10 protein-coding genes are annotated in these 22,028 nt (G+C 41.4%); all 10 read right to left on the bottom strand.

The genetic code is table 11. From position 1 onward, the window contains the following. Window positions 1-16: 16 nt before the first annotated feature. The 10 genes from KTR07_RS14465 to KTR07_RS14420 all read right to left on the bottom strand — a co-directional run bounded on the left by KTR07_RS14465 (window position 17) and on the right by KTR07_RS14420 (window position 21,526). Window positions 17-3,313, bottom strand: a complete 3,297-nt coding sequence (locus KTR07_RS14465) for a DUF6250 domain-containing protein (RefSeq protein ID WP_117981122.1) — start codon at window positions 3,311-3,313, stop codon at window positions 17-19. Between the two features lie 252 nt (window positions 3,314-3,565). After that, entirely contained in the window at window positions 3,566-4,219 is a 654-nt protein-coding gene (locus KTR07_RS14460) for a hypothetical protein (protein WP_008764388.1), read from the bottom strand. Window positions 4,220-4,240: 21 nt separating this feature from the next. Further along, window positions 4,241-5,848, bottom strand: coding sequence for a rhamnogalacturonan lyase domain-containing protein (locus KTR07_RS14455; protein WP_008764387.1), 1,608 nt, complete (start codon window positions 5,846-5,848; stop codon window positions 4,241-4,243). A gap of 32 nt (window positions 5,849-5,880) precedes the next feature. Next, window positions 5,881-7,632: a hypothetical protein gene (locus tag KTR07_RS14450; protein ID WP_008764386.1), complete on the bottom strand. Its 1,752-nt coding sequence runs from the start codon at window positions 7,630-7,632 to the stop codon at window positions 5,881-5,883. A 5-nt stretch (window positions 7,633-7,637) separates the two neighbouring features. Further along, entirely contained in the window at window positions 7,638-10,790 is a 3,153-nt protein-coding gene (locus KTR07_RS14445) for a TonB-dependent receptor (protein WP_008764385.1), read from the bottom strand. Window positions 10,791-10,806: 16 nt separating this feature from the next. Next, window positions 10,807-12,549 (bottom strand): hypothetical protein, encoded by a 1,743-nt coding sequence (locus KTR07_RS14440; protein ID WP_008764384.1) that lies wholly within the window; start codon window positions 12,547-12,549, stop codon window positions 10,807-10,809. Window positions 12,550-12,554: 5 nt separating this feature from the next. Further along, complete coding sequence (locus KTR07_RS14435) at window positions 12,555-14,300, bottom strand: DUF5108 domain-containing protein (protein WP_011109149.1); 1,746 nt, start codon at window positions 14,298-14,300, stop codon at window positions 12,555-12,557. A gap of 8 nt (window positions 14,301-14,308) precedes the next feature. Further along, entirely contained in the window at window positions 14,309-15,895 is a 1,587-nt protein-coding gene (locus KTR07_RS14430) for a RagB/SusD family nutrient uptake outer membrane protein (RefSeq protein WP_032840505.1), read from the bottom strand. 12 nt (window positions 15,896-15,907) lie between these two features. Beyond that, entirely contained in the window at window positions 15,908-19,174 is a 3,267-nt protein-coding gene (locus KTR07_RS14425; protein ID WP_118214533.1) for a SusC/RagA family TonB-linked outer membrane protein, read from the bottom strand. A gap of 18 nt (window positions 19,175-19,192) precedes the next feature. Continuing rightward, a complete protein-coding gene (locus KTR07_RS14420; protein WP_225679249.1) occupies window positions 19,193-21,526 on the bottom strand; it encodes a fasciclin domain-containing protein in 2,334 nt (777 codons plus the stop codon). Window positions 21,527-22,028 lie beyond the last annotated feature (502 nt).

Here is a 22,028-nt window from a genome sequence, read left to right as displayed (position 1 = left end):
CGCTTTCTTCTAGCTATTATTCATCCATCGGAATGACCTCTTGCATATAGATAGCATCAAGGCTCCAAAGTGCCGCATCATTTGTACTGATGCTGACGCATTCATCCAAAGGGGCCGGAACTTCGGGTGGAAACAGTTTAGTGATCCGGAAAGGAGGCGCAGGTGTATGTTCCAGTCGGGTGAATAAATCCTCCCATGCTTCTTTTGCCATTAGTGCATCCCGCTTGTGGTAAGCAGCGTATGCCATCAGACGGGATATTCGGAAACGGCTATGATTCAATTCCCACGCCTTTTGCTTATAACGTGCCGCATGGTCCAGCCACGCGTCTTTCCATTCGGGAAGGTCAATCATACGTATCATTTCGTTCATTACCTCAAAACCACCCATAATAGTCATTAAATGATTCGAAGATTCCAGCTTGGGATCACATTCACTGGTGATGATTCCCGTTGCCGGATCGAAACCCAGCGCTTTGGGTCCCGTAAAGATACGGTTGGGCAGGGCTGCTATACTTTTCATTCCGGCTACGATCTTATCCCGGTAAACAGTGTTGCCTGTACGCTCCCACTCCGTCATCCAGTTTCCGGCATACGCCAGCCAGTCCGGACCGATACGCAGTCGGGCAGGCGCCGTACAGGGATATTCACTGCGAGGCTGTGCCAGCCGCATAGGGTCTAATTCATATAGTTTCTGATCGGCATCCTTTACTTCAGTCATCAAGTCACCGCAACGTTCATCGGTAGTGAGATAATAATAGAAACGGTTCCATGCAGCCTGACTGATCCGGGCTTCTTTGGCACCGCATCCCCAATGGCTGACATTATGTCGGCTGCCTAATCCCGCGTTCGGTCCGATATGGTAAACGTCCACTTCGGCTGTATGACGGGTCATAGCTTCTGCCATACGCCAGATATCTTCACGACCTGTACGCAGGAAGTTGTACCACAACCACATATTAGAAGCCAGTTCCGTATTGTCCCAGGCAAATCCACCTATATCATAACGCCAAATATGACGGACCGGGTCATAAGCATGCATCACATCTCCATAATTCCAAAAGCCATACCATTTATTCTGCTCTATGGCTTTACGATAAAAATCAATATATGCATCCAGGCGATCTTCTACCCGCGCACGAAAAGAAGTACTCCGGTCCGGAAGGCTCCATACGCCGAAAGCCTGCTGTGCATGAAGATAGTCCGGCGTGGGCAGCAATATTCCCGGTTCTGAGAGTGATTCAGCAACATCGGCAAAAGCTTCTTTTCCTGCATACCCTTTCTGTGGAATAAGTGTGAGTGTAGTGGTGCGGGCAATGCCATAAGGAGTACTCATTCCCTCCTGAACATCTTCGTAGCTGGCATTCAGATCATGAGCGACATTATCGTAGTGACGTAAGTCCATCGGTTCTCCTTCGGGGCTCCATAACCATGCCGTGATCGTTGCAGATGAAGTTTTGGCACCCGATATTTCGAGGGATGAAGGATATGACTGCCAAAAATCATGCAGGCAGAGTCCCAAACCTCCCGTAATATCACCGACAAAAGCATAGCCTCCGCTACGGGTGCCGGAGAAAGTTCCTATCCAAGGATTATTGTCATTGGCACGTTTGCGAATGGAGAAAGCATCAGCAGAGAGTTGAGACAAGCGATAATCGTTCCATGAAGCCCAGTTATCAAGAAGGTCACGATTCTTCCCGTCAAAAGCCTCGTAAGGCGGGATGCGTTTGCCATCCATTTGTTGCTGTTGCAGAGAAAGTGTATCCTCTTTGCCGAGTGTCAGTTTACGCCGTCCTGCCAGCGGTTGTACCGGTTCACTCCAAACGCCTCCATCGGCACAGGAGAAAGCGACATGACGGTTATAAAGGGCTTCACGCATAGGAGCATCCATACGAATGCCCAAGGAACGAATAAAATCCTTATTTTGATCTCCGTCGTACACAAAGCTATGTACGATCTTGATCTGCTCACTTCCGGCGTAGAAGTAGAGACGGACTACGAACGGAAGCCACTCCCGTCCGGTTTCACTTCTGTGGGTGCCTTCCAGTTTGACGAGTGTCCGCACCTTACCGGTACGTTCTACTGTGGCCGATGTCAATGTTCCGGTATAGTTGGTAAAAGCGATTTGAGAAGTATTTTCAAGTACCGGTTCGCTTTGAGTGTTACATACAAGGCGTGCTTTTTCACCGACCTTCACTCCTTCACGGAATAGACTGTCGATCAGAAAATCTCCCTGACGAGGGATGTAAGCGGAAATAATTCCTGTCTCTATGCGGATACTTTGAGGTGTTTCAACAACAGATAGGGATAATTTATTGCTACGATCATCGGCAGTCCTTGAAGATGCTTTTTCTTTTGACTTTTTTCCGGTCTTTTTGAGTAGCAGTTTCTCCGTATTTTTCGGAATAACTCCGGCTATCCCTTTCCATTTCACAGAACCATCGGGCCAGTAGGCCAATGCCCAAGTATCTGTCGGAAGCATTTCACCTTTATCGGTCATCAGCTGCAAAGTGTGCTCCGGGTATAATTCTCCTTCATTGAAGGGAACTCCCAGACTTACCGCTTTGTTTTGCTGCGGAGTATTACCGATCCAGTGTAATGGTATTTCAGAAGTTTCCTGCGACGAACATTCATAATGAAAATTGGCGATACGAGTTCGGGACAAGGTGGTACGAAAGCCGAACCAACCTTCCGTAAGGGGTTCGGCATCGCGGAAATCCACCAATCGCACTCCATTTATATAATAACTAACCCTATTATTTTCATTCGTTATCTTGATATGATACCACTTGTTTGCCTCCAACAAATGGTCGGCATCTGTATATTCTTTCAAGATTGCGGGACGGGCTTTTGCATTTGTAACAGCCGCTTCGTTGCCGTCATAACGGCGAAAACGTGTAGTAGAATTATGATTCCCACCGTATCCCATATAGTAAAGTTGCAGGGAATAACAGTTCAGAAAGATGCCATTACGCCATTTCTCACGTTTCCAGATATTATCGGGGTATTGAGGGTCCGAAGCCATCCAAAAACAATTCAAGTCACTCAAGCGATCGCCTTCTGCCTCAACAACGACACACGCATCGTACTCAATGGTTACCTTGCCACTCATCTTTTCTTTTCGCCAAAGAGTTAAGCCTTTGGGAGAAAGAATTTCAGCGGTATCACCACGAAAGGTTACTTTATAATCCGGAGATTCGGACTCTACTTTCCAGTATTTATGAAACTGGCGGGCGTTGAGTCCGGAGGTTTTATTATCTTGGGCGTTCGATGCCAAAGTAATAAGCAAGAACAAAAAAATAGATATGCTTTTCATATGCTAATTTAGGATAAGGAGTTCCATTATAAGGAACATTCTCAATGGTTTCACATCACAAAATTAGAAAATACCACCCGAATGATAAATAGAATATCATTCATTTAAATGGATATTTGTTCAACAAACGGTCTTCTTCCAGCAAACAGCAATATCATTGATTGTATTAAAAGTGACAAATACAAAAAAAACGATCTGATAACCAAGCCTAACTTGATATCAGATCGATTCATTTATCTTCAGCGTATATATCTATTTTTGAAACACAAGCTCACCCATACGGTCTGCCGTACTAAAGACTATGGAACAAAGGCCATCTTTTATTTGCAACACTTCCATTCCAGCCAGTTGAACGATCTCCGGTTCAGCTCCGGTTTTACTACTCAAGATCTCTAACGTGGCATTCGACTTCACACCAACCGACAAATCACCGTCGCAGGATAACACATATTGTCTTCCTTCCATTACGTTGGTAATAGCAACACTATTGACGTCGGTGAACAAACTCCAATTATTGGCTTTATTTAATTCAATCATGTTTCCCCATACAAAACGCTGATTATCGGTGCTCAATACACTTGATACAACCACTACATCAAGTGATACGCTGTGTCCTTCCAAATCTGTTACATTCAAGACGACTTTGCCGTATTTCACTCCCTGAATGTATATCAGATTTTCACGATACTTGGCGGTAGCATAACCTTCTTCAGAAAAAGAAAACTGGTATCCACCGCTTCCGCTTTCAATCTTTAGTATACCTTCACTTCCTTCTTTGATTTGAATAGCTGTACGATCAAGCTTCAGTTCAGCAACCGTATCTTCGTCTTTGCAAGACGAAAAGAGGCTGAGTTGAGATAATATCAAGACAAAAGATATTATATAAATATTAATAAACTGTTTCATATTATTCTAAGTTTATCCGTTTTATCTTTTAAATTTAAGCGCAATAGATTTTGTAATGTTTCCGTTTGCATCTTCAATGACTGCCTTCACTTCAAGCACGCCGCTAAAATCAGACAAGTCTATTGAGTTCTTATCAAACTCCGTCGTTTCTTCGCCATCTACAATCACATACATCTTCGTGAACGATGCAGCTTCGGGTCCCACTACACTGGCTTTACTTCCAACTACAACAATTGTCGGCTTCTTCAACCAACCAAAATCAAGATCAGTAGGTTCACCTGTAGCAAAACATCCCATTCCCCAAAAACGTAATTCCGCATCAGTAGTCAGCTTTCCGAAATTAACATCAGGCAAATCTCCGTTAGGCTTGCGGTCTCTCATCAATTCCGCTTCTTCCAAACTAATAAAATCGGTTTCTATCACTTCCTCGCTACCATCAAACGAATTGTTGGATACTTCGCTCTTCGCCCTGTTCACCATTACAATATGCTTACTACCCGATCTTGTAACCAATGATAAGTTGTTCTTAACCATATGATCATATCCGTTGACATCAGTCGGAGGAAGCGCCAGAGGTGACTCACGGTTTGTCATATTATAGTTTTCTCCGCTATTGACAGCCGTATTGCTCTCAAATATAATTCCACCTAAATGATGATTGGCATAAAATCCTCTCAATCTATTGTAATAAGCCAAACTATTCCGTACCTCATGTTGAGGGATCACACTGGGTATGGCAGGCAGTTTGTCGGCAGCCATTCCATAGCCTCCGGCTTTAAAACCGGTACCGTCACCAGCAACTTCTTTGGTTCCGGGTTTATACCCATTCAAGAAAGACCAACAATTAATTATCTTCACAGCCTCGAAGCAATTGATCAAATCGAAACCATCATCACTATTGTACCATGCGCGACATCCTTCGAACACATTTCCCGTGCCTTTGCCTTCGCCAACTGAAGATGAGTTAATGTGACCGCCAAAACCATCAACATTGCCCCCCTTACCACCTTCGGAAACCGAATCATAATTGTTGTAAGCATCACAGTTCAAGATGTGATTATTGCTTCCTCCAAGCAAATAGAAACCAATTGCCATACCATCATGCGTTCTCAAATCTTCAAATTTGTTATTATTGGCTCCTTTTACAATACGGAAACACTCTGATTGCGTATGACCGGTAATAGTCACTTGCGTACCGATGACATCAAATCCCTTTAGATAAAGATTGGAACCTGTAACATAAAACACCGTAATACGCTGATCTTTCGGTTTTACCTGCGAAAGATCAAAAATGGGCCTCCCCTGTTTATTCGGATTAGCCAAATAAGAAATAGGTTTACCTGCTTCACCACTTTTATTCATATGAAATACACAATGATAAAGTCCGCTATTGGTAGTTGTCATCGGCACTTGATTGGCGGGAACCACATATGTTCCCGGATTGATATAAACTACATCTCCCGCAACTACCACTTCCTGCACTTTTACTAAAGTGGCAAAAGGTTTATCTGAAGTTCCCGGATTAGAATCACTTCCCTCAGGATCCATATAATATGTCTTTTGTGCGGCTAGAGGGACTGATAACATCAGTCCCAAAAGTAAGTACGTTATTTTTGTTATATCTTTCATAATTATCTTTTTTTGATTGAAAAACATGCTATTTAATGAGAAGAAGACTTACCTTGCAAGTCCCAAGGTACGAAATAAGCACCATTCATAATCTTGGCTTTTACTTCTGCTTGTTTAGCCTGATCGGATTCATATTTCTGCCCGACAAAATCTGCTATGAATGAATAGTCATTCCAACGTTTTGCCACACGAATCATAAGCGGATAAGTTTTTCCTTCACAAGGGAATTCCAAGAAGGCTTCTTTCACCAATTCAATATCATTATGCTTTTTGATCTTGTCCTCGTCACTCAAACCGTCTAATTTTTGTTCTGCTACAATCTCCTCTTTGATGTCTTCCGGGGTCTGCCACATATCGCGCTTGCCAAGTCCTAAAATACCGCGAACACCGTTATCGGCATACGTGCGGCGGAATCCCGCATAAAGTGTTGTCCACAATCCCCAGTTGCAATTCAGTCCTTGCCATTGTTCGCCCAATACTACACCGGCTCCGTAGAAGGGATCCACACCAGTATTCATCAAGACGGATACCGGCTCAAAACGTCCCATATTATTCAGCGCTTCAATCGCCATGAAATAAAGATCAGAAGTGTGATAAATCATTATATATGTATCGTCATGAGCAACAGAATGTCCGCTCTTTCTAAATCCACGGTATTTGCGTATCGCATATTCCACATCTTTTTCGATTTCCTGAATGGCTCTGAAACGCGCATCAGATGTTTTAATAGCCGTTGCATCGGCAGACGGATTGAAAGTAATATCTTCAAAACGTTTTGATCCTGGCACAGAAGCACGCATCATATAGCTTCCGCTACGGTCGAAATGATTCAATAACGAATTCTGCTGATTGTATTTGTAATCATACATAATAACAGATTCAGCTGCTGTCAACACCGGCATCTCAGAATCATATTGCTGACCGTAATTGCTACCGTAACTTCCCGAACGCATATACTTGATATTAGCAACATTTCCTTGATACTCAGCCAACGCAAAAGTTCTGCTCATTTCTCCAAGAATCGTTGTAGCCGCTTTCTGATAATCCCCTTTCCAAAGTGCGATTTCTGCCTGTAATACGAAGTATCCGGGAACCATCATATTCCATCTTTTATATTCATCGTTTGTGGAAGTAGCTCCGTTAGCTGGATCAAGCCACTCATTCCATGACATATTGTATGTACCGTTTATTCCATCAAAGCCTGTATTCAACAGTTTGTCGCATTCATCGACAAGCTCACTCAGGTTCTTAGGAGTCTGGCTGACGATATCTTTCATGCTTTGCATCGGATCGTCGAACCATATAGCTTGTCCATATATCTTTGCCAACATGAGATAAGTCCATGTTTTCAATCTCACCGTACTACTAATCAGACCTCTATAATCATCGTCATCTACGGTAGTAACATGTGTATCCCTGTATTCTTTTGCTTTCTGCAAATAATCATTGCAAGCAATAATTACATCATAATACTTAGCAGGGTCGGCGTATGTGTTACCGCTCAAATCATCATCATAATTATAGATGCTGTAAAGGTCTGCCGGTGTATTTTCGGTAGGTTCCAACAGCTCTCCACGCATATCGGTCAGATAAATAGCTTTGTCTCCGATAGCTTGTATCTTTGTGATGATACCCAGAAAACCGGAATAAAGCTCGCTGCCTTCCTTGATATATCTGTCACCATTCAAGGTCGTATCATTGTTTGGCTCAAAGAAGTCACTACACGAAGCGAATATCATCGCCAACACCCCCATAAGTATTATTTCTATCTTAAACTTTTTCATTTTCATTAGAATTTTAAATTAACGCCCATTTTCACTGTTTTGGGTTGCATTAGCTTTGCATTATCAAAACCTTGCATATTCTCAGCATAAGAATAAGAGAATTCAGGGTCCATTCCCAAATAATCGGTGAAGGTCAACAGGTTCTCGCCTGTCACATATATTGTTCCCGAACGGAAGAAATTCCAAAGTGTTTTAGAGAAAGTATAGCTTAATGTCACATTCTTCATTCTCAGGTAAGATGCATCTTCCATCCAGCGAGAAGAGAAATAGCTGTTGCCCACAGGATCTTTCCATGTTGCCTTCGGCATATCGGTCTTCTGTCCTTCTACTGTCCAACGGTTTACGGCTGCAATACTTTGGTTGTTGGTAGTAGACACAGCCTCCAATTGTTGTCTGACAGCATTGTATGCGATGTTGTCTTTTGAATATGAGAACTCTGCAGAAAGAGCAAATCCTTTATATTTCAATTGTGTATAGAAACCTCCAAAGTACGAGGGAGCAGCACTGCCAAGAAGAATACGGTCTTTATCGTCAATACGGTTATCGCCATTCTGATCTACAAAACGTACATCTCCGGCATTATAACGACGTCCGGTACGGTTACTGAGATTTGCAGCGTCAGCTTCAGCTTGTGTGGAATATACTCCGTCAGCCTGATAACCGTAGAATTGGTAAGGAGATTCTCCCACACGGTTGACCATCTGCACACCATTATCGTAACTCAACACAATTTGTTCTTCACCACCCAATGACTTGATCTTATCTCTGGAGCGAGTGATGTTTCCACCTACGATCCACTCGAAATTACGAGTGCGCACCAATGAAGCCTGCACTGACAACTCTATACCTGTATTCTCCAACTTACCTACATTCGCATAATAAGGAACCGATCCATAAACGGATGAAAGAGGCATGGCTGAGATCATATCGCTGATTTGATTGTTGTAATAATCAAAAGATACGTTCAGGCGATTGTTTAATACAGACAAATCCAATCCGAGATTCAAAGAAGCATTCTTCTCCGGTTTCAATGATACGTTCGGAATATTAGAACGAACGATGGTTGACAACTGCATGTAAGGCACTGTAGAATAATAGTATCCACCCATCTGTGAAGAGAAGCGTGAGTTACCTGTCAGTCCGTATTCGGCACGTACATTCAACTTATTGAGCCATGTAGCATCAAGAAGCGGTTTCCATCCTTTTCCCAGCAAGGTTACTCCTACTGACGGATATGTATAGAAACGAGCTACATCCGTACCGGTAGAAGAAGCTGCATCAACAGCTATATTCACAGATGCCTGTACCATATTATTGTAAGTATAGTCGGCGTGTCCGTAAAAGTTTGTCCAGTTCCAGCTATTGATATAACCCAAGAAGCGTCTTCCGTCAATCGTGCTGCCTAATGTCTGGTAAAAGTCATTGCCAGTGTTGCGCCCTTCTCCTGCATCATATTCGTTTTTAGTAGTCATCAACTGCCATCCGGCTATTGCATTCAACTGATGAACATAATTGAATGTTTTCTTATAACTTGCATTCAAGTTGGCGAAAAAGTTTGTTGTTACAGCTACTCCGTCGCTTACCGCATTATTTCGCAAACCATATTTATCGCTTAGCGGCACTATAGTGGCTTCGCTTGCTCCGGGGATAAAGAGATGTTCGTTATCGTAATTATAATACAGACCTACTGTTCCGGTCAGTGTCAGTTCACGGAAAGGGTTGTATGCGATACCGGCTTTCATATTCAGATCATATTGGCGATTGCGAGAATCCAACGTGTTAACGATAGCTAAAGGATTGCTGACACTGTAATCTCGGCTCTTGCTCCGTCCATAGAAATGCGATGCGTAAGTCTTTAACGTATTTCCCTCGCGGTCTTTTTCATATGGACTCAGGAAAGGAGATCTTGCGTAAGCTGCCAATATAGGATTCGTCGTAATATCCATGCCCTGCATCTGATAATGTCCGTTCATATAAGCCAAACCTACCGTTGCAAAAATATTCAGTTGTTTATTGACCAATACATTAGCATTCAATAATGTATGAAAACGTTCCATACTTGTGTTATCCATCAGGCCATTCTCGCGGTAATACCCTAATGATAGGTCGTACTTAGCAATATTATCACCACCTTCTACTCTGAAAAGATGATCGGTGGAAGCGGTGTTCTTGTAAATCAAATCCTGCCAATCTGTATTATTGTTATACAGATAGTTGTAACGTGGATCGTTCGGATTCTGCATGAAAGGAAAATTGTTATAGAAGTTCTGCGGGTCCTTAGAAATAGTCATTCCCATATCTGCCAGATACTGTTTGTAGTCATCCAGTCCCATCACCGGCATCCGCTTATCATTCCAGTTGATTCCGTATGATCCATAATAGCTTACTCGCGTCTCCAAGTCATTGGATGCCGTACCGTCTGTTTCGATCAAGATTACACCATTGGAGCCCATTGAACCATACATGGCCGCCTCAGCACCTTTCAATATAGTGATATTCTGTATATCCTGCAAATGATAAAACTGGAAGATATCGCGTGTAAAGCCATCAATCAGTGCCGAAGGTGTTTTATCGGGCATGTGGGGCACACCGTTTATCACAATCAAAGGAGCGTTATCACCAGTCAATGTGCGGATCCCTCGCAAGTTATAATAACTGCCTTCTCCCGGCATACCACTACTGCGTTTCACTTGTAAACCGGCAACTTGTCCTGTCAATGCGCGATCAATCTTCGTAGTTCCCGGCATAAAATCTTTCTTAGCGATATTAGTAGCAGCCGTATAGTCTTCCAACTGCATTTCCCCTTCCCGACGGAAGGGGAGAATCATAGTCTCATTATATTTATATTGATTTTCCGGAATCAAAGTAATCACAATATTCGAACGTTCTCTGATTAGCTGTTTCACGGAGAAATACCCCGGAGCCCATACAGAAATCTCGCCAGCTTTAGAAAGATCCTTCACTTCAAACTGGAATGCACCTTCTTTGTTTGTAGTTACATTCATCGTATCCAGTACTGTGACAATGGCGCCTTCAACCGGCTGATTTGTCGCTGACAAAATCTTACCTGTTAGTTTCTGGCCTCCTTGTCCCCATGTATTTGCCACCCCACATACGAGTAGCGCAGAAATACTAAGTATTCTTTTTATCTTTTTCATATCCTGTTTATCAAGGTTAATACAAATCTACTGTTGGACGGAAACACCAAGTGGTGGGTTCCATGTCACTTTTTGCACCTTTCGTAAATTCAATCGTTACTTCAAGTTCTTCCGTTTTGTCAAATATGACAACCCCAAGATCCGTAGATCCGTCACGGTCGTACCTGCTATCTTTGTAAAGTTCGCTATATCCACCGCCACTACGGTCATGATTGGAACCTTTCATGGTAGAGGATGGAATAGGGCCGCTTTCACATTTAGGAATCTTCTTGCCATTCAAATAAAAGGTTGCATTTACTTGCGAACGAGAGCCGTTGAATCCCATATAGAAATTGTATGGTCCGGCAGGTATTTTATAAGGCACAGCCGTAAAGCCTGTAGTAGAAGCCTTGTCTTCAACCAGTCGATAGCATTTGAACTTAAAAATACCTGGTCTGTCGGTATCCACAACCCACAACATCATAGATTTACAATAAACAGCCGGTAGCCACGGTTTGGGCTGATTGGCACCTACATATTGTTTTACACGATTCATTTGCACATTCTCGCCGATATCTTTCAGATAAGTACTGATGTAATTATATCCGGGATAATAGTACTTTTTATCTTCATCCGTCAATTGGTCAAACGTCTCAAAACGTTCCTTGATTCTCCAAATCAATATCTTGTTGGTCGGTATTTTCAATGAAGTTATCTTGTAAGCAACGCCGTTACTCAACTCTACCGGATTATCAAGATCTACTTTATTAACTGTTGTACGCCATTGTTGATCAAAAACAGAATAGAAGTCCTGCGTTGAAGCCGGATCACTCTCATTATAAATAAAGTCTTGTTTTACATACTTTTTACTAAAGAAAGCTGTCTGGAATATCCAGTTGTTCAAAATAGAGTCTTCACGTTCCATATTCCACGATTTCAACTTCTCTTTTGCTTCTTTCAACGCATTTTCTATCAAGTCATTAGATGGTACCAGCAATGTAGCGGTAATGTTCTCTGAATAAAGATCTAACTTCTTATCTGCAAAATACTGACTCTTTTCTGTGAATACAGAGTCATATACCGTATTTCCTGTTTTATCAATTCCTATAGGTGTACTTGCAGCTTTATCAAATACTCTTTGTGTACGGCTCAATACCATTTCCTTAAAAATAGAGTATTCTTCATCCGGCAAATCTTTCAGATATTCCATTAATGCCTTAGGAGTATTGATATAATCTTCCAAATCATAAATGTAGGCATTGTTAGTTTTAATCACCTTTTTCACCTTCGAACCATTGAAATAAATTCCCGGTTCCATGCCATCCACAGGCTCATCGTAGATTCTTACAGTCACATACTTACCGTTCCACATCAACAGACGCTGTCCATCTTCCAGATTACTGGGTGAAAGAAGAGCATCAGTAATGTGTGCTTCCGCCTTAAATATCTCTTCAGCGGTTGCTTGTCCTTCGCTACCTTCTGCTTTTGTAACAGGTTGGTTGGCATTAGCGGTAGATTCATTACCCACCACCATAATAGTATACATCAGGTTTTTCTCCTGCCAAGTTTTAATCACGCCTGTTTTATCAAACAGTTCATACATTTTACTATAATCCTGAGCAGTCTTTAAAAAGTCGGCTGCCGGCTCATCCACCGCTTGAATCTCCGTGTTGTCAATCACCGTTTCCCACTTGGAATAATGCGAATCCCAAGTATCCGTACAGGCGCAGAGTCCAATCGAAACCAAAGCTGATGCTATGATATATCTAATTTTCTTCATGGTTGTTATTCTATTACAGGTTCAAACAATATATAATCAAAATACATACGGAATTTATTATGCGAGCTGGCTGCAGGATCTACCACAACTACATTCAATGTGTGAGAAGCAGTCGTTGTAAATTCAAACGCAGTTTCCTCTCCGCTCAAATTGGATGTTAACGGTGTATTGAAACAATCTTGTACATCTCCCGTCTTTCCATCGTAAATACGTTTGTTATCACCACCTGCCAGTCGTTTAGAATCTAATCTAAAATTGGTCAAACCAGCTTGACTCCCTTCTCCTCTTTCACCGATAAACTTCATAGACGGATCGTATGCGTAATACAAAGTAATTCTATACTTTCCGGCTAAAATGGGAGGAATAGTCAAATCTAATGTACCGTTGTATCCTATATTGACCACCAAGGCATCATTGTTCATCAACTTAGTCCAGTTGCCCGAAGTGTTAGCACCTTTGGTGCAATATGACAAATAACTCCAGTCGCTTGCCAACGTACCGCTAGGTCCCATTTCTATTTTGTAGGATGAAACTTGTGGAACGATCTCTTGTCTGCCGATGAATTTCGTTAATGCAGTGTACGTATCATCATCGTCACGTGAAACCTGCTGATAAAGTTGTCCTTTTCCTTTAGCAGCAATGTATGAAGATACTTCGGGATAATCACAGAAATCAAAAATAACAGGTATTGGTTCAAAATCGGTTTTCACTGGCAGATATCCGTCAATTGGTTGGATATATCCGTTTTTCACAATCTCGTCAGCTTGTTCCTCTATGAATTTAACTCCATTATTTAATCCGTTTTCAGAAATCAAGATCAAGTCGTTTGTAGCTCTGGTATTCAACATCTTTCTATATTCCCATGTTTCTCTGTCAAAAGGTTTGGAGAATGTGCGAAGAGATTCAAGAGTATGTTCTCCATCCATTATATGGTAAGCTATAAACCTGTTCAACTCATTATTGGGAAGTTCATAATCGTCGGTCAATGCTCCAACCTTGGCAGCCAAAGCACTAAAGCTGGTGATACCTTCCTGTGCAAATACAGCATCGGATACGGCAAATACTGTGAAATATTTACGCAATTCTACTCTCATGCCTAACGGACCTTCGAGTACGGAATTCACAACACTCAGCGAATCGCTCCATGCTGTTTTCTCCAACGCTTCACAGAATATCTTATAATTACCCTTGTCTGAAAGACGTGCGTAGATAGTCTCTACTGCCGGACTCAACACATCATCAAGCACATATATACGCCCATTGGCTGTGCGTATAGCTAATTCGCTAACATGAGCTTCTTTGTTAATGTAAACAGATTTATCGCCACCTTCGTTACCGAAAGATACTTTCAATGCATCTCCCGAAAGTGTTCTGCCAGGCAGTTCACCGCTTTTCACAAAATCCTCCCGATCAATGGAGTCATTGATGACATGATATGTAACAAGAGTGCGGGCATATTCATATCCCAAATCTTCGATAGAAGTGACTCCCTTCTTTTCATAAAAGCGGAGAACTGCATCGTTAGTAGGTGCCAACACAGTGAAAGCATCCTCTGCACGATTTACAGCGTTGAACAAATCTCCATATTTCAACACTTTCACCCATTCGGAGAAATCGTCAGGACGGTTCTGGAGATAGGTTGCCGCAGGTTGTACATCATATACTTTAAATACCGTATCCTTGTACGGATCATCACAGGAATAACAAGTGATGCACAAAATCATTAAGCAAAATCTTACAATATTCTTCATAGTATATATTAATTTGCAGTTACATCATAATAAGGATTCTGTATTAAATTCGGGTTACTGTCGATCTCACCCTGACTAATAGGCAAATACCAAGCATCGGTATTCTTCAGTACCGAACGTATCCAACTGGCGCTAACCGTAGAATTGTTCTCAATGATCATATTGATAAACTGATCTTTATATTTAAAGTTCTGTGACCTGCCGAAGCGTAAAAGATCATACCAGCGTTTTCCTTCCGCAGCAAATTCAAGATCACGTTCCTGCAACAAGTATCCGAGCATATTTTCTTGTGATACAGCATTCGTCTGAACACTTAATGTAGTGACGTTGGCACGGGTACGTATTTTATTGATAAGTTCCAAAGCTTGTGCGAAATTTGCTTCGCCGCCTTTCCAGATCAATGCCTCAGCTTTCATCAGCAATACATCTGCCATGCGATAGAGAATCCAGTTGGCATCTTTATAAGAACGAGTCGTAGACAATCCATCCTTTCCGCCGATTCTGAACTTAAAGGGAAGATAGCCTTCTGTATTGGAGTTACCAATAACGGTTCCCGAAGAAAGAACAAACGTATTGCCATAGCCACGAACAGTGTTGGAAGTCACCCATTGATCAGTTTGTTCGTCAAACAAACGCTTACACATTGCGTTCGAGAATTGAAGACTGGCAACTGTCGATTGTGTCCAAGGATAAACGTTAGATGGCGAAGGATATGTACTCGCTGTAGCATCATCGTCAGGAGATTGATTGCGTGACTGATCAAAGTTTAGTTCAAATATAGAACCGTTGCTGTTGCCCGGGAAGAAGATATTGTACCATTGTTCGGGGTCTTCCACAAATGCCGGACGGAAAGCGGAAGTTGAATTAATCAGCATATCTGCATATCTTACACAACCATCGTAATCTTCGCTCCACAAACACACGTCTGCCATCAATGCATACAGTGCCCATACAGTGACGCGTCCTTTACTCATGCCGGTCCAGTCTTCATCATCATACATTTCTTTAGCTGCTCCTGTGGAAAGTGCATTCTCGATATCCAGCTTGATTTGTGCGATAATCGTCTCTTCCGAAGATTTGGGTATATCGACAGCATACTCGTCTGTCATATAGGGTTCCAGAATCAACGGCACTTCTTTAAAGTTACGTACCAGCGTAAAGTATGTCCAAGCGCGCATAAAATATGCTTCCGCCATATTTGAATTCATTACTGCCTCATGATATGTTTCATCCTGCCTCTTTACTTCCGGTGCATATTTAATTATGGAGTTCGCCACATTCAATATAGAATAGAAACCTCCCCATTTGCATTCGCCGGATGAAGAATTCAACTGAAAATTCTGTAATTCCTGTTTCGATTTACCTGAATAAGCATAAATGGATGCCCCGCGAAGTTCGCCCCAATAAATTAATGTAGGAACCGTCAGACGCATGTTTTGATATCCTTGTGCTAGTACCTCTTCCACCTGCTCTTTTGTTTTCCAGTATTCCGGAGATACCTGTTCGTTCTTAGGCAGTACGTCTAGCCAATCATTACAACTGGAAGTCAGCAAAGTTGCTCCGGCCATTGCTATGTATATTAATAATTTCTTCATTTTGTTATCGTATTAGAAACTTAAGTTAAAACCAAAAGTATATCGTCTGGACACAGGTGTCGTTGCACCGTCCGTAGCCAGGTCTGTCGGTCTCGACGGTAGGTTTACTTCCGGATCCTGACCGGTGTAAGAAGACCAAGTAAACAGGTTGTATCCTGTAACGAAACATGTCAGTGAAGTGATACCCAATTTATTGCAAATGCTTTTCGGAAATGCATAATTCAGTGTCAACTGTTTCAAACGAAGGAAGGAAGTATCTTCCACAAAACGATCAGAACCTAAATAGTTGAATCCTTCGCCATACAATGCACGCGGTATATCTGTAATATCACCTTCGTTCTTCCATCTTCTCAACACAGCCGTACTCTGATTGGCGTTACCGTGCATGGACTCATTATTCATACGAGCCGTATTCACGACTGACTGTCCGAAACGTCCGTGGAAGAAAGTATTGATAGAAAATTGTTTATACTTGACAGTCAATCCCGCACCACCAGTCAATGTCGGATTGGCATTACCCAAATAGACAATATCATATTGATTGATAACACCGTCATGATTGATATCTTCGTACATCGCATCTCCCGGCTGACAGGTAGCTGTCAGATTTTTCATTACGATTGGTCTACCTTTTGCATCATTCATTACATTTCCTTCAGCATCACGTGCATATGTTGCATCGGTGTTTTGATATACTCCCTTGTAACGGTATCCATAGAACGAACCGATAGGGCGTCCAACTTCCGCACGGGCAGCATATGCCCCATTCTTTGGTGAATAATTCTCCTGTACCATATTGGCAGGTAGCTCAGTAATCTTATTTTCGTTGCGGCTAAAGTTCACATAACCGTTGATACGCCAGTCTTTATTCTCAAAGATTACGACATCTGTACGGAACTCCCAACCTTTGTTCTCCATTTTACCTGAATTAAAATAACTAATCGATCCGAAACTAGTGGTTGAAGGTAGTTTGTAGTTCTTTTGCAGCAAATCTTTCACCGTCTTATAATAATAATCGAATGTAAATCTTAAACGACCTTTTAATACGGAAGCATCCAGACCATAATTATATTCGGTAGAGGTTTCCCATTTCAAATTATCCAACTGCATACGAGCCTGCTTTGTAGCCGACATGTTCATATAGTCTGTTCCTTTCACGTAGGCGCCCAGATAAACAGAAGCACCGCTGGGAGCACGTCCACTCTGCCCGATACTGAAACGGAATTTCGCTTCGTCCAGCCATTTATCTCTTGCTTTTTCCATAAAAGGCTCGTTCTGGAAGTTCCATGCAAGACCTACAGCAGGGAAATAACCCATTCTTTCATTACGTCCCATAGCAGAGTTACCTTCAGCATTAAGAGATCCGTGTACCACATAACGATTCAGCAATGTATAGTTCAATACCCCTACAAAAGATACATTACGTGTTTCCGATTCGCTTGAATTCATGTCACTAATAGTAGTTCCGACTACCGGATCGGAGAGATCGGAAGAAGCATTACCGTATACTTCGCTATTATAGCCTGAATTGATATACTGACCGGTACGAACCAATACATTCGCAATAATATTATGTTTGTCATTCCAGTTCTTGATATACATCAACTTATTCTCTGTCTGCAAAGCCAATTGATCGGAATAAGCGTCCGCACTCTGATTGGCATATTTGTTGACTTGTTCCACTCCTGTTACAACTTGTGGCAGAAAGCGACGTGTTTTAATTGCACGCATATTGATAGAAGCCCAACCTTTATAATAAAATCCCGGTAAAATCTCATAATCGGCACGGAATGTTATCTTACCTTCACGCTGCACAGTTCTGTTGATAGCTTCATGTGCCATAGCAACAGGATTATAATTACTTTTTCCATTAAACGAACCTTCAAAATTAGGATCGTGGTAAGTAAAGTATTCATCAGTCAATGCACCTGTCAAGTCATTTACAGTAAATGGCGATTTGTTCGGCATTTTACTCAATGCTTCCGAGCGAATAGTGTTTGTCCAGTTCGCATCCGTATTGGTCTGCGAATAAGAAAAGTCTGCGCCGAATTTCAACTTATTAGAGAACTGATAGTTAATGACCATAGAAGTATTTAAACGGTTCATAGACGTACCGATAGTAGTACCGATATCACTCATATATCCTAACGAGAAACGATAAGTTGCTTTTTCACCACCACCATTCATTGAAAAACTGTTATCTGAAACCAACGCCTTTTGGCGCACATAATCCAACCAATTGGTATTTTGGTTATACTCATCATAGTATCTCCAGTCCGGATTGTCACCGATTGCAGGAGCATCAGACAACATATTGAGGTATTTATTTCCCGGATTATTCAGACCGATGTATTTGGCAGAATTCCAGATAGATTCCTGCATAAGAGAAGTATATTCCTTACCATTCAACATCGGGATAGTACTCGGATCTTCCTTCATTGTCCATTTGGAGGAGAATGAGAAACGAGTTTTACCAACCGTACCTTGTTTTGTCTTAATAACCAATACGCCATTGGCACCCTGAGTACCCCAAATAGCAGTAGCTGATGCATCTTTTAATACTTCAACTGAAGCAATATCATTAGGTGAGATATTTAAAAGAGCACCCAAATCTTCTTCCGTAGCTGTGCTGAAATTGAAATCATCACTGATTTCAGTCGGATAAGGCACACCATCAATAACAATCAACGGATCGGAAGATGCATTTAACGTACTTGTACCACGGATTCTGATAGCACTACGGCTACCGGGGTCTCCACCCAATACAATATCCACACCACCCAATTGTCCTTGCAGCGCTTCCTCTATAGATACAACAGGTGCAGCGGCAATCAACTTTTCCATATCAACTTTCTGAGTAGCCGAAACCATTTCTTTATCCGAAATACCCAAATCATTTCTATTTAACCGACGGGCCGAAACTACTACTTCATCCACCGCCATTGATTCTGACTCCAGAGTCACATTGAGCAGAGTTTGCCCTGTATACTTTATACGCTTTGTTTTCATTCCGATATAGGAATAAACAATTGTCAGATCTTTCTCTCCCTCTGGGATTTTCACATTATATTGCCCGTTCAGGTTTGTGATACCACCACCCAACGAACGGTTCTGGTTGTTTACTAGATTGACATTTACACCAACCAATGGTTCAGCAGTTTTTCCAAACAATTCGGTAACCGTACCGGATATAACCTTCTGTACCTGCCCTGCCATTTCTATAGAACAGGACAGAAAAATGGCTACCAATGTATAAAAGACTTTATTTGTCTGATTCATGATTAATTAGATATTCAGTTAATTAAAAACAGCGTCTATCAGGTGGAAAGCACCGTCCATAAAAGCAAATGGGAAATTCTCGTATGATACTATCTTACATGCATTTCCGTACTGACCGGTGGTCTGGTTCTGCAACTGCAAGGTGATGAAAGCGCCGTTATCAGTATACTTCACAGGAATATTATTGCTGTTACGATATTCTCCCGATAGCCAATCAGGTGATCCGAGATACGGACAGCCTGATGCAACCGGAGCATTGGTAGGCGTAAAGAAATAATTGAGCAGATATTCTCGTAATAAGTATTGATTTGTAATCTCTCCTTGAAGAGTTGGTGATGGCAGACTTAAATCTATCGTACCTTTCACTCCCGGAATACGATCATTATCCAAAGCCTCTTTTAATGCTTCATTTGTCGGAATGAACCCGATAAGACGTCCTGCCAATCTGTAATCCCAAGCAAGTACACCGTCTATAGTAGCAAACAGTTCGGCTTGTCTCATTAAATAGGCGAATACAAAATTCGGATATTTCGTTTCTCCAATAGAGGTCAACATTGTCCTCAGGCTTGTATATTCCAATCCATCCAATTTTCCGAATACACCGAAGTCACTTTCATATTCATATACTTTACCGTTTGTCCAAGATCCTCCGGCATCATTGGTCACCTCTTTTACTTCGGTGAAAAGTGTAGGAATAACAGTTTGCGGATCTTGACCTAATACACTGTTAAACACATAGTTCGTTGTCATTTTCCCATCTTTCACAAACCAATATGTTCCACCATCCTGAGTAGCATAAACAGCCCAAGGCGTATTAAAGTTAACATCTCCTACTACAGTTCCACCACTGACGATTCTTTTCAGGTCCGAAGTTGAAACAGCCACATCACCATCTTCTCCGGATGTTGCCAGTGTATTACCGACTCCATCAGACATCAGACGCATGTCGCTGATTTCATATCCGCTATTTTTAGTGATCAACATCGTATAGTTTGTAGCAGTGGTAGTGTACGCAGCCATCTGATTACTCTGAAAGATAGCATACAACGAAAGCAGGTAATCTCTTTTAAGGAAAGACGGTCCCATCACGGTACTGAATATTTCAGGCATCGGGAAATTGCTTAATCCATAAAAACTACCGTTCACACAGATACTCTTATCTTTCACATCGCTCAACTGGAAATCATAATGCGAACCCAAAGAGTTGGTAATTCCGCTAATTTCGTCAGGGAAAACGATAGAACCTCCATATACTGATTGATAAAGCAATATCTTAGTAATCAACGGGTCCAAATCAGTTAAAGAAGAATATCCTCCAGCTTTCCAATATCTATTGAAGAAAGTGTTGAGTGCCTGGTTGGACGGTGCAAAGATACTATAGGAGATAGAAGCTAATTCCGGATAAAGACGGAAGTTAGGTGTCGGCCATTCCAACGCGATATTCGGAAGCCCGTTTGGTGAATGTGCATGCAGAAAAAGACTATCTACTCCTACTGCTTTTCCATAATCGGCAGACAAGTCCTTATCATAGGCATAAGTACTGTACTGGCTATAAAAGTCGAGGAAATCGGAATAATCTGATTTTTTCTTTAAAACATCATAAATAGTTTCCAATGGTTCCAACACCCTGTCTACATTATATATATAGCCGTTATTGGTTATGATTTGGTATTCTTTAACACTTGCATTCGACACATTGAACCCGTTATCTCCCGTCCACGTAGAGTTAGGATAGAAAAATTCATAATTCTTCTTGGCATCTATACCTTTAGAGGCAAAGATGTGGTGAGAGAATACAGGCAAGAACCGCTCTAAATGATAGACGGTTACAGTATTGTTTGTTGATGGATCCACTTCCTTTGTAATAGGACTGGTGCTGTGTGTACGAAACTTGTAATACATTCCCGGTTGTAAAACTCCCAATTCATCATCGTCATCATCGTCTTTGCTTGTTGCACTGTCTTCCGGGCGGAAGTTTTCAAGATCACTCTTGCTATAAGAGTAGTAGATTAAATGATAACCAATCAGTTTCTTCAAATCATCTGTCGGTATATCCTTCACTGAAACATAACCGTGTTCTTCCAGATAAGCAGCAAACGCATCATTGTCCGGAGCCATGACAGTTGCGACACTCTTACCATCAAGAATAGGCTTAAAGCCTGATAACTCTGCCGCTTCTAGAAACATGGAGAACTTACCTCCATATTCATTAGAAAGAACTTCCCAAGCTGTACCTTTCAGCCATTCGGGTTTTTCATAATGCTCATCCATCTTGTCCTCACAAGAGAGAAAAAAAGGTGAGAGGAGCAATAATAGCAGCCAATGCCGCTTACGATTCATCACATTTCTCATAATATTAAAATCTGTTAAGTAACAATATAAATCTATTTTATCTATTTTTTAATTAAACAAAAGTTAGATTCTGTTTTTCTTCGGGCACTTTATCATAATACCTGTGAAAAACTGTTGCAAACTTAACGACTTATATAAGAAATAGCAATGAAGAATCGTACATAAACATGGAAAATACCGCCTTTTGAACGAAAATACATGCTCTGAACGCGTTTTTTAAATAAGAAAGAGTGTAGATAATACAATTTATTCCGGTTTTTCTTGAAACAAGAATAACCATATATAAAAGCAATATGGCAAACTTTTCAAATATAATTGTGTCGACAAAGAAGTTGACAAATTAAAAATATATGCGATAAACACAAATTCATGTTTGCGAAGTACAATCAAGAACTATAAAGATTATTTTGCCATTCTTATTGTCACTTGTCACTTTTACAACTTAAACAATTGATTATCAAAGTAATAAGAGTGACAATAGACAGTGACAATAGAGTGACAA

The organism is Bacteroides sp. MSK.20.82 (assembly GCF_019052485.1).
GTDB classification, from domain to species: Bacteria; Bacteroidota; Bacteroidia; order Bacteroidales; family Bacteroidaceae; genus Bacteroides; species Bacteroides thetaiotaomicron.
The sequence above is the reverse complement of the archived record's forward strand: the minus strand, read 5'-3'. Positions and strand labels throughout refer to the sequence as shown.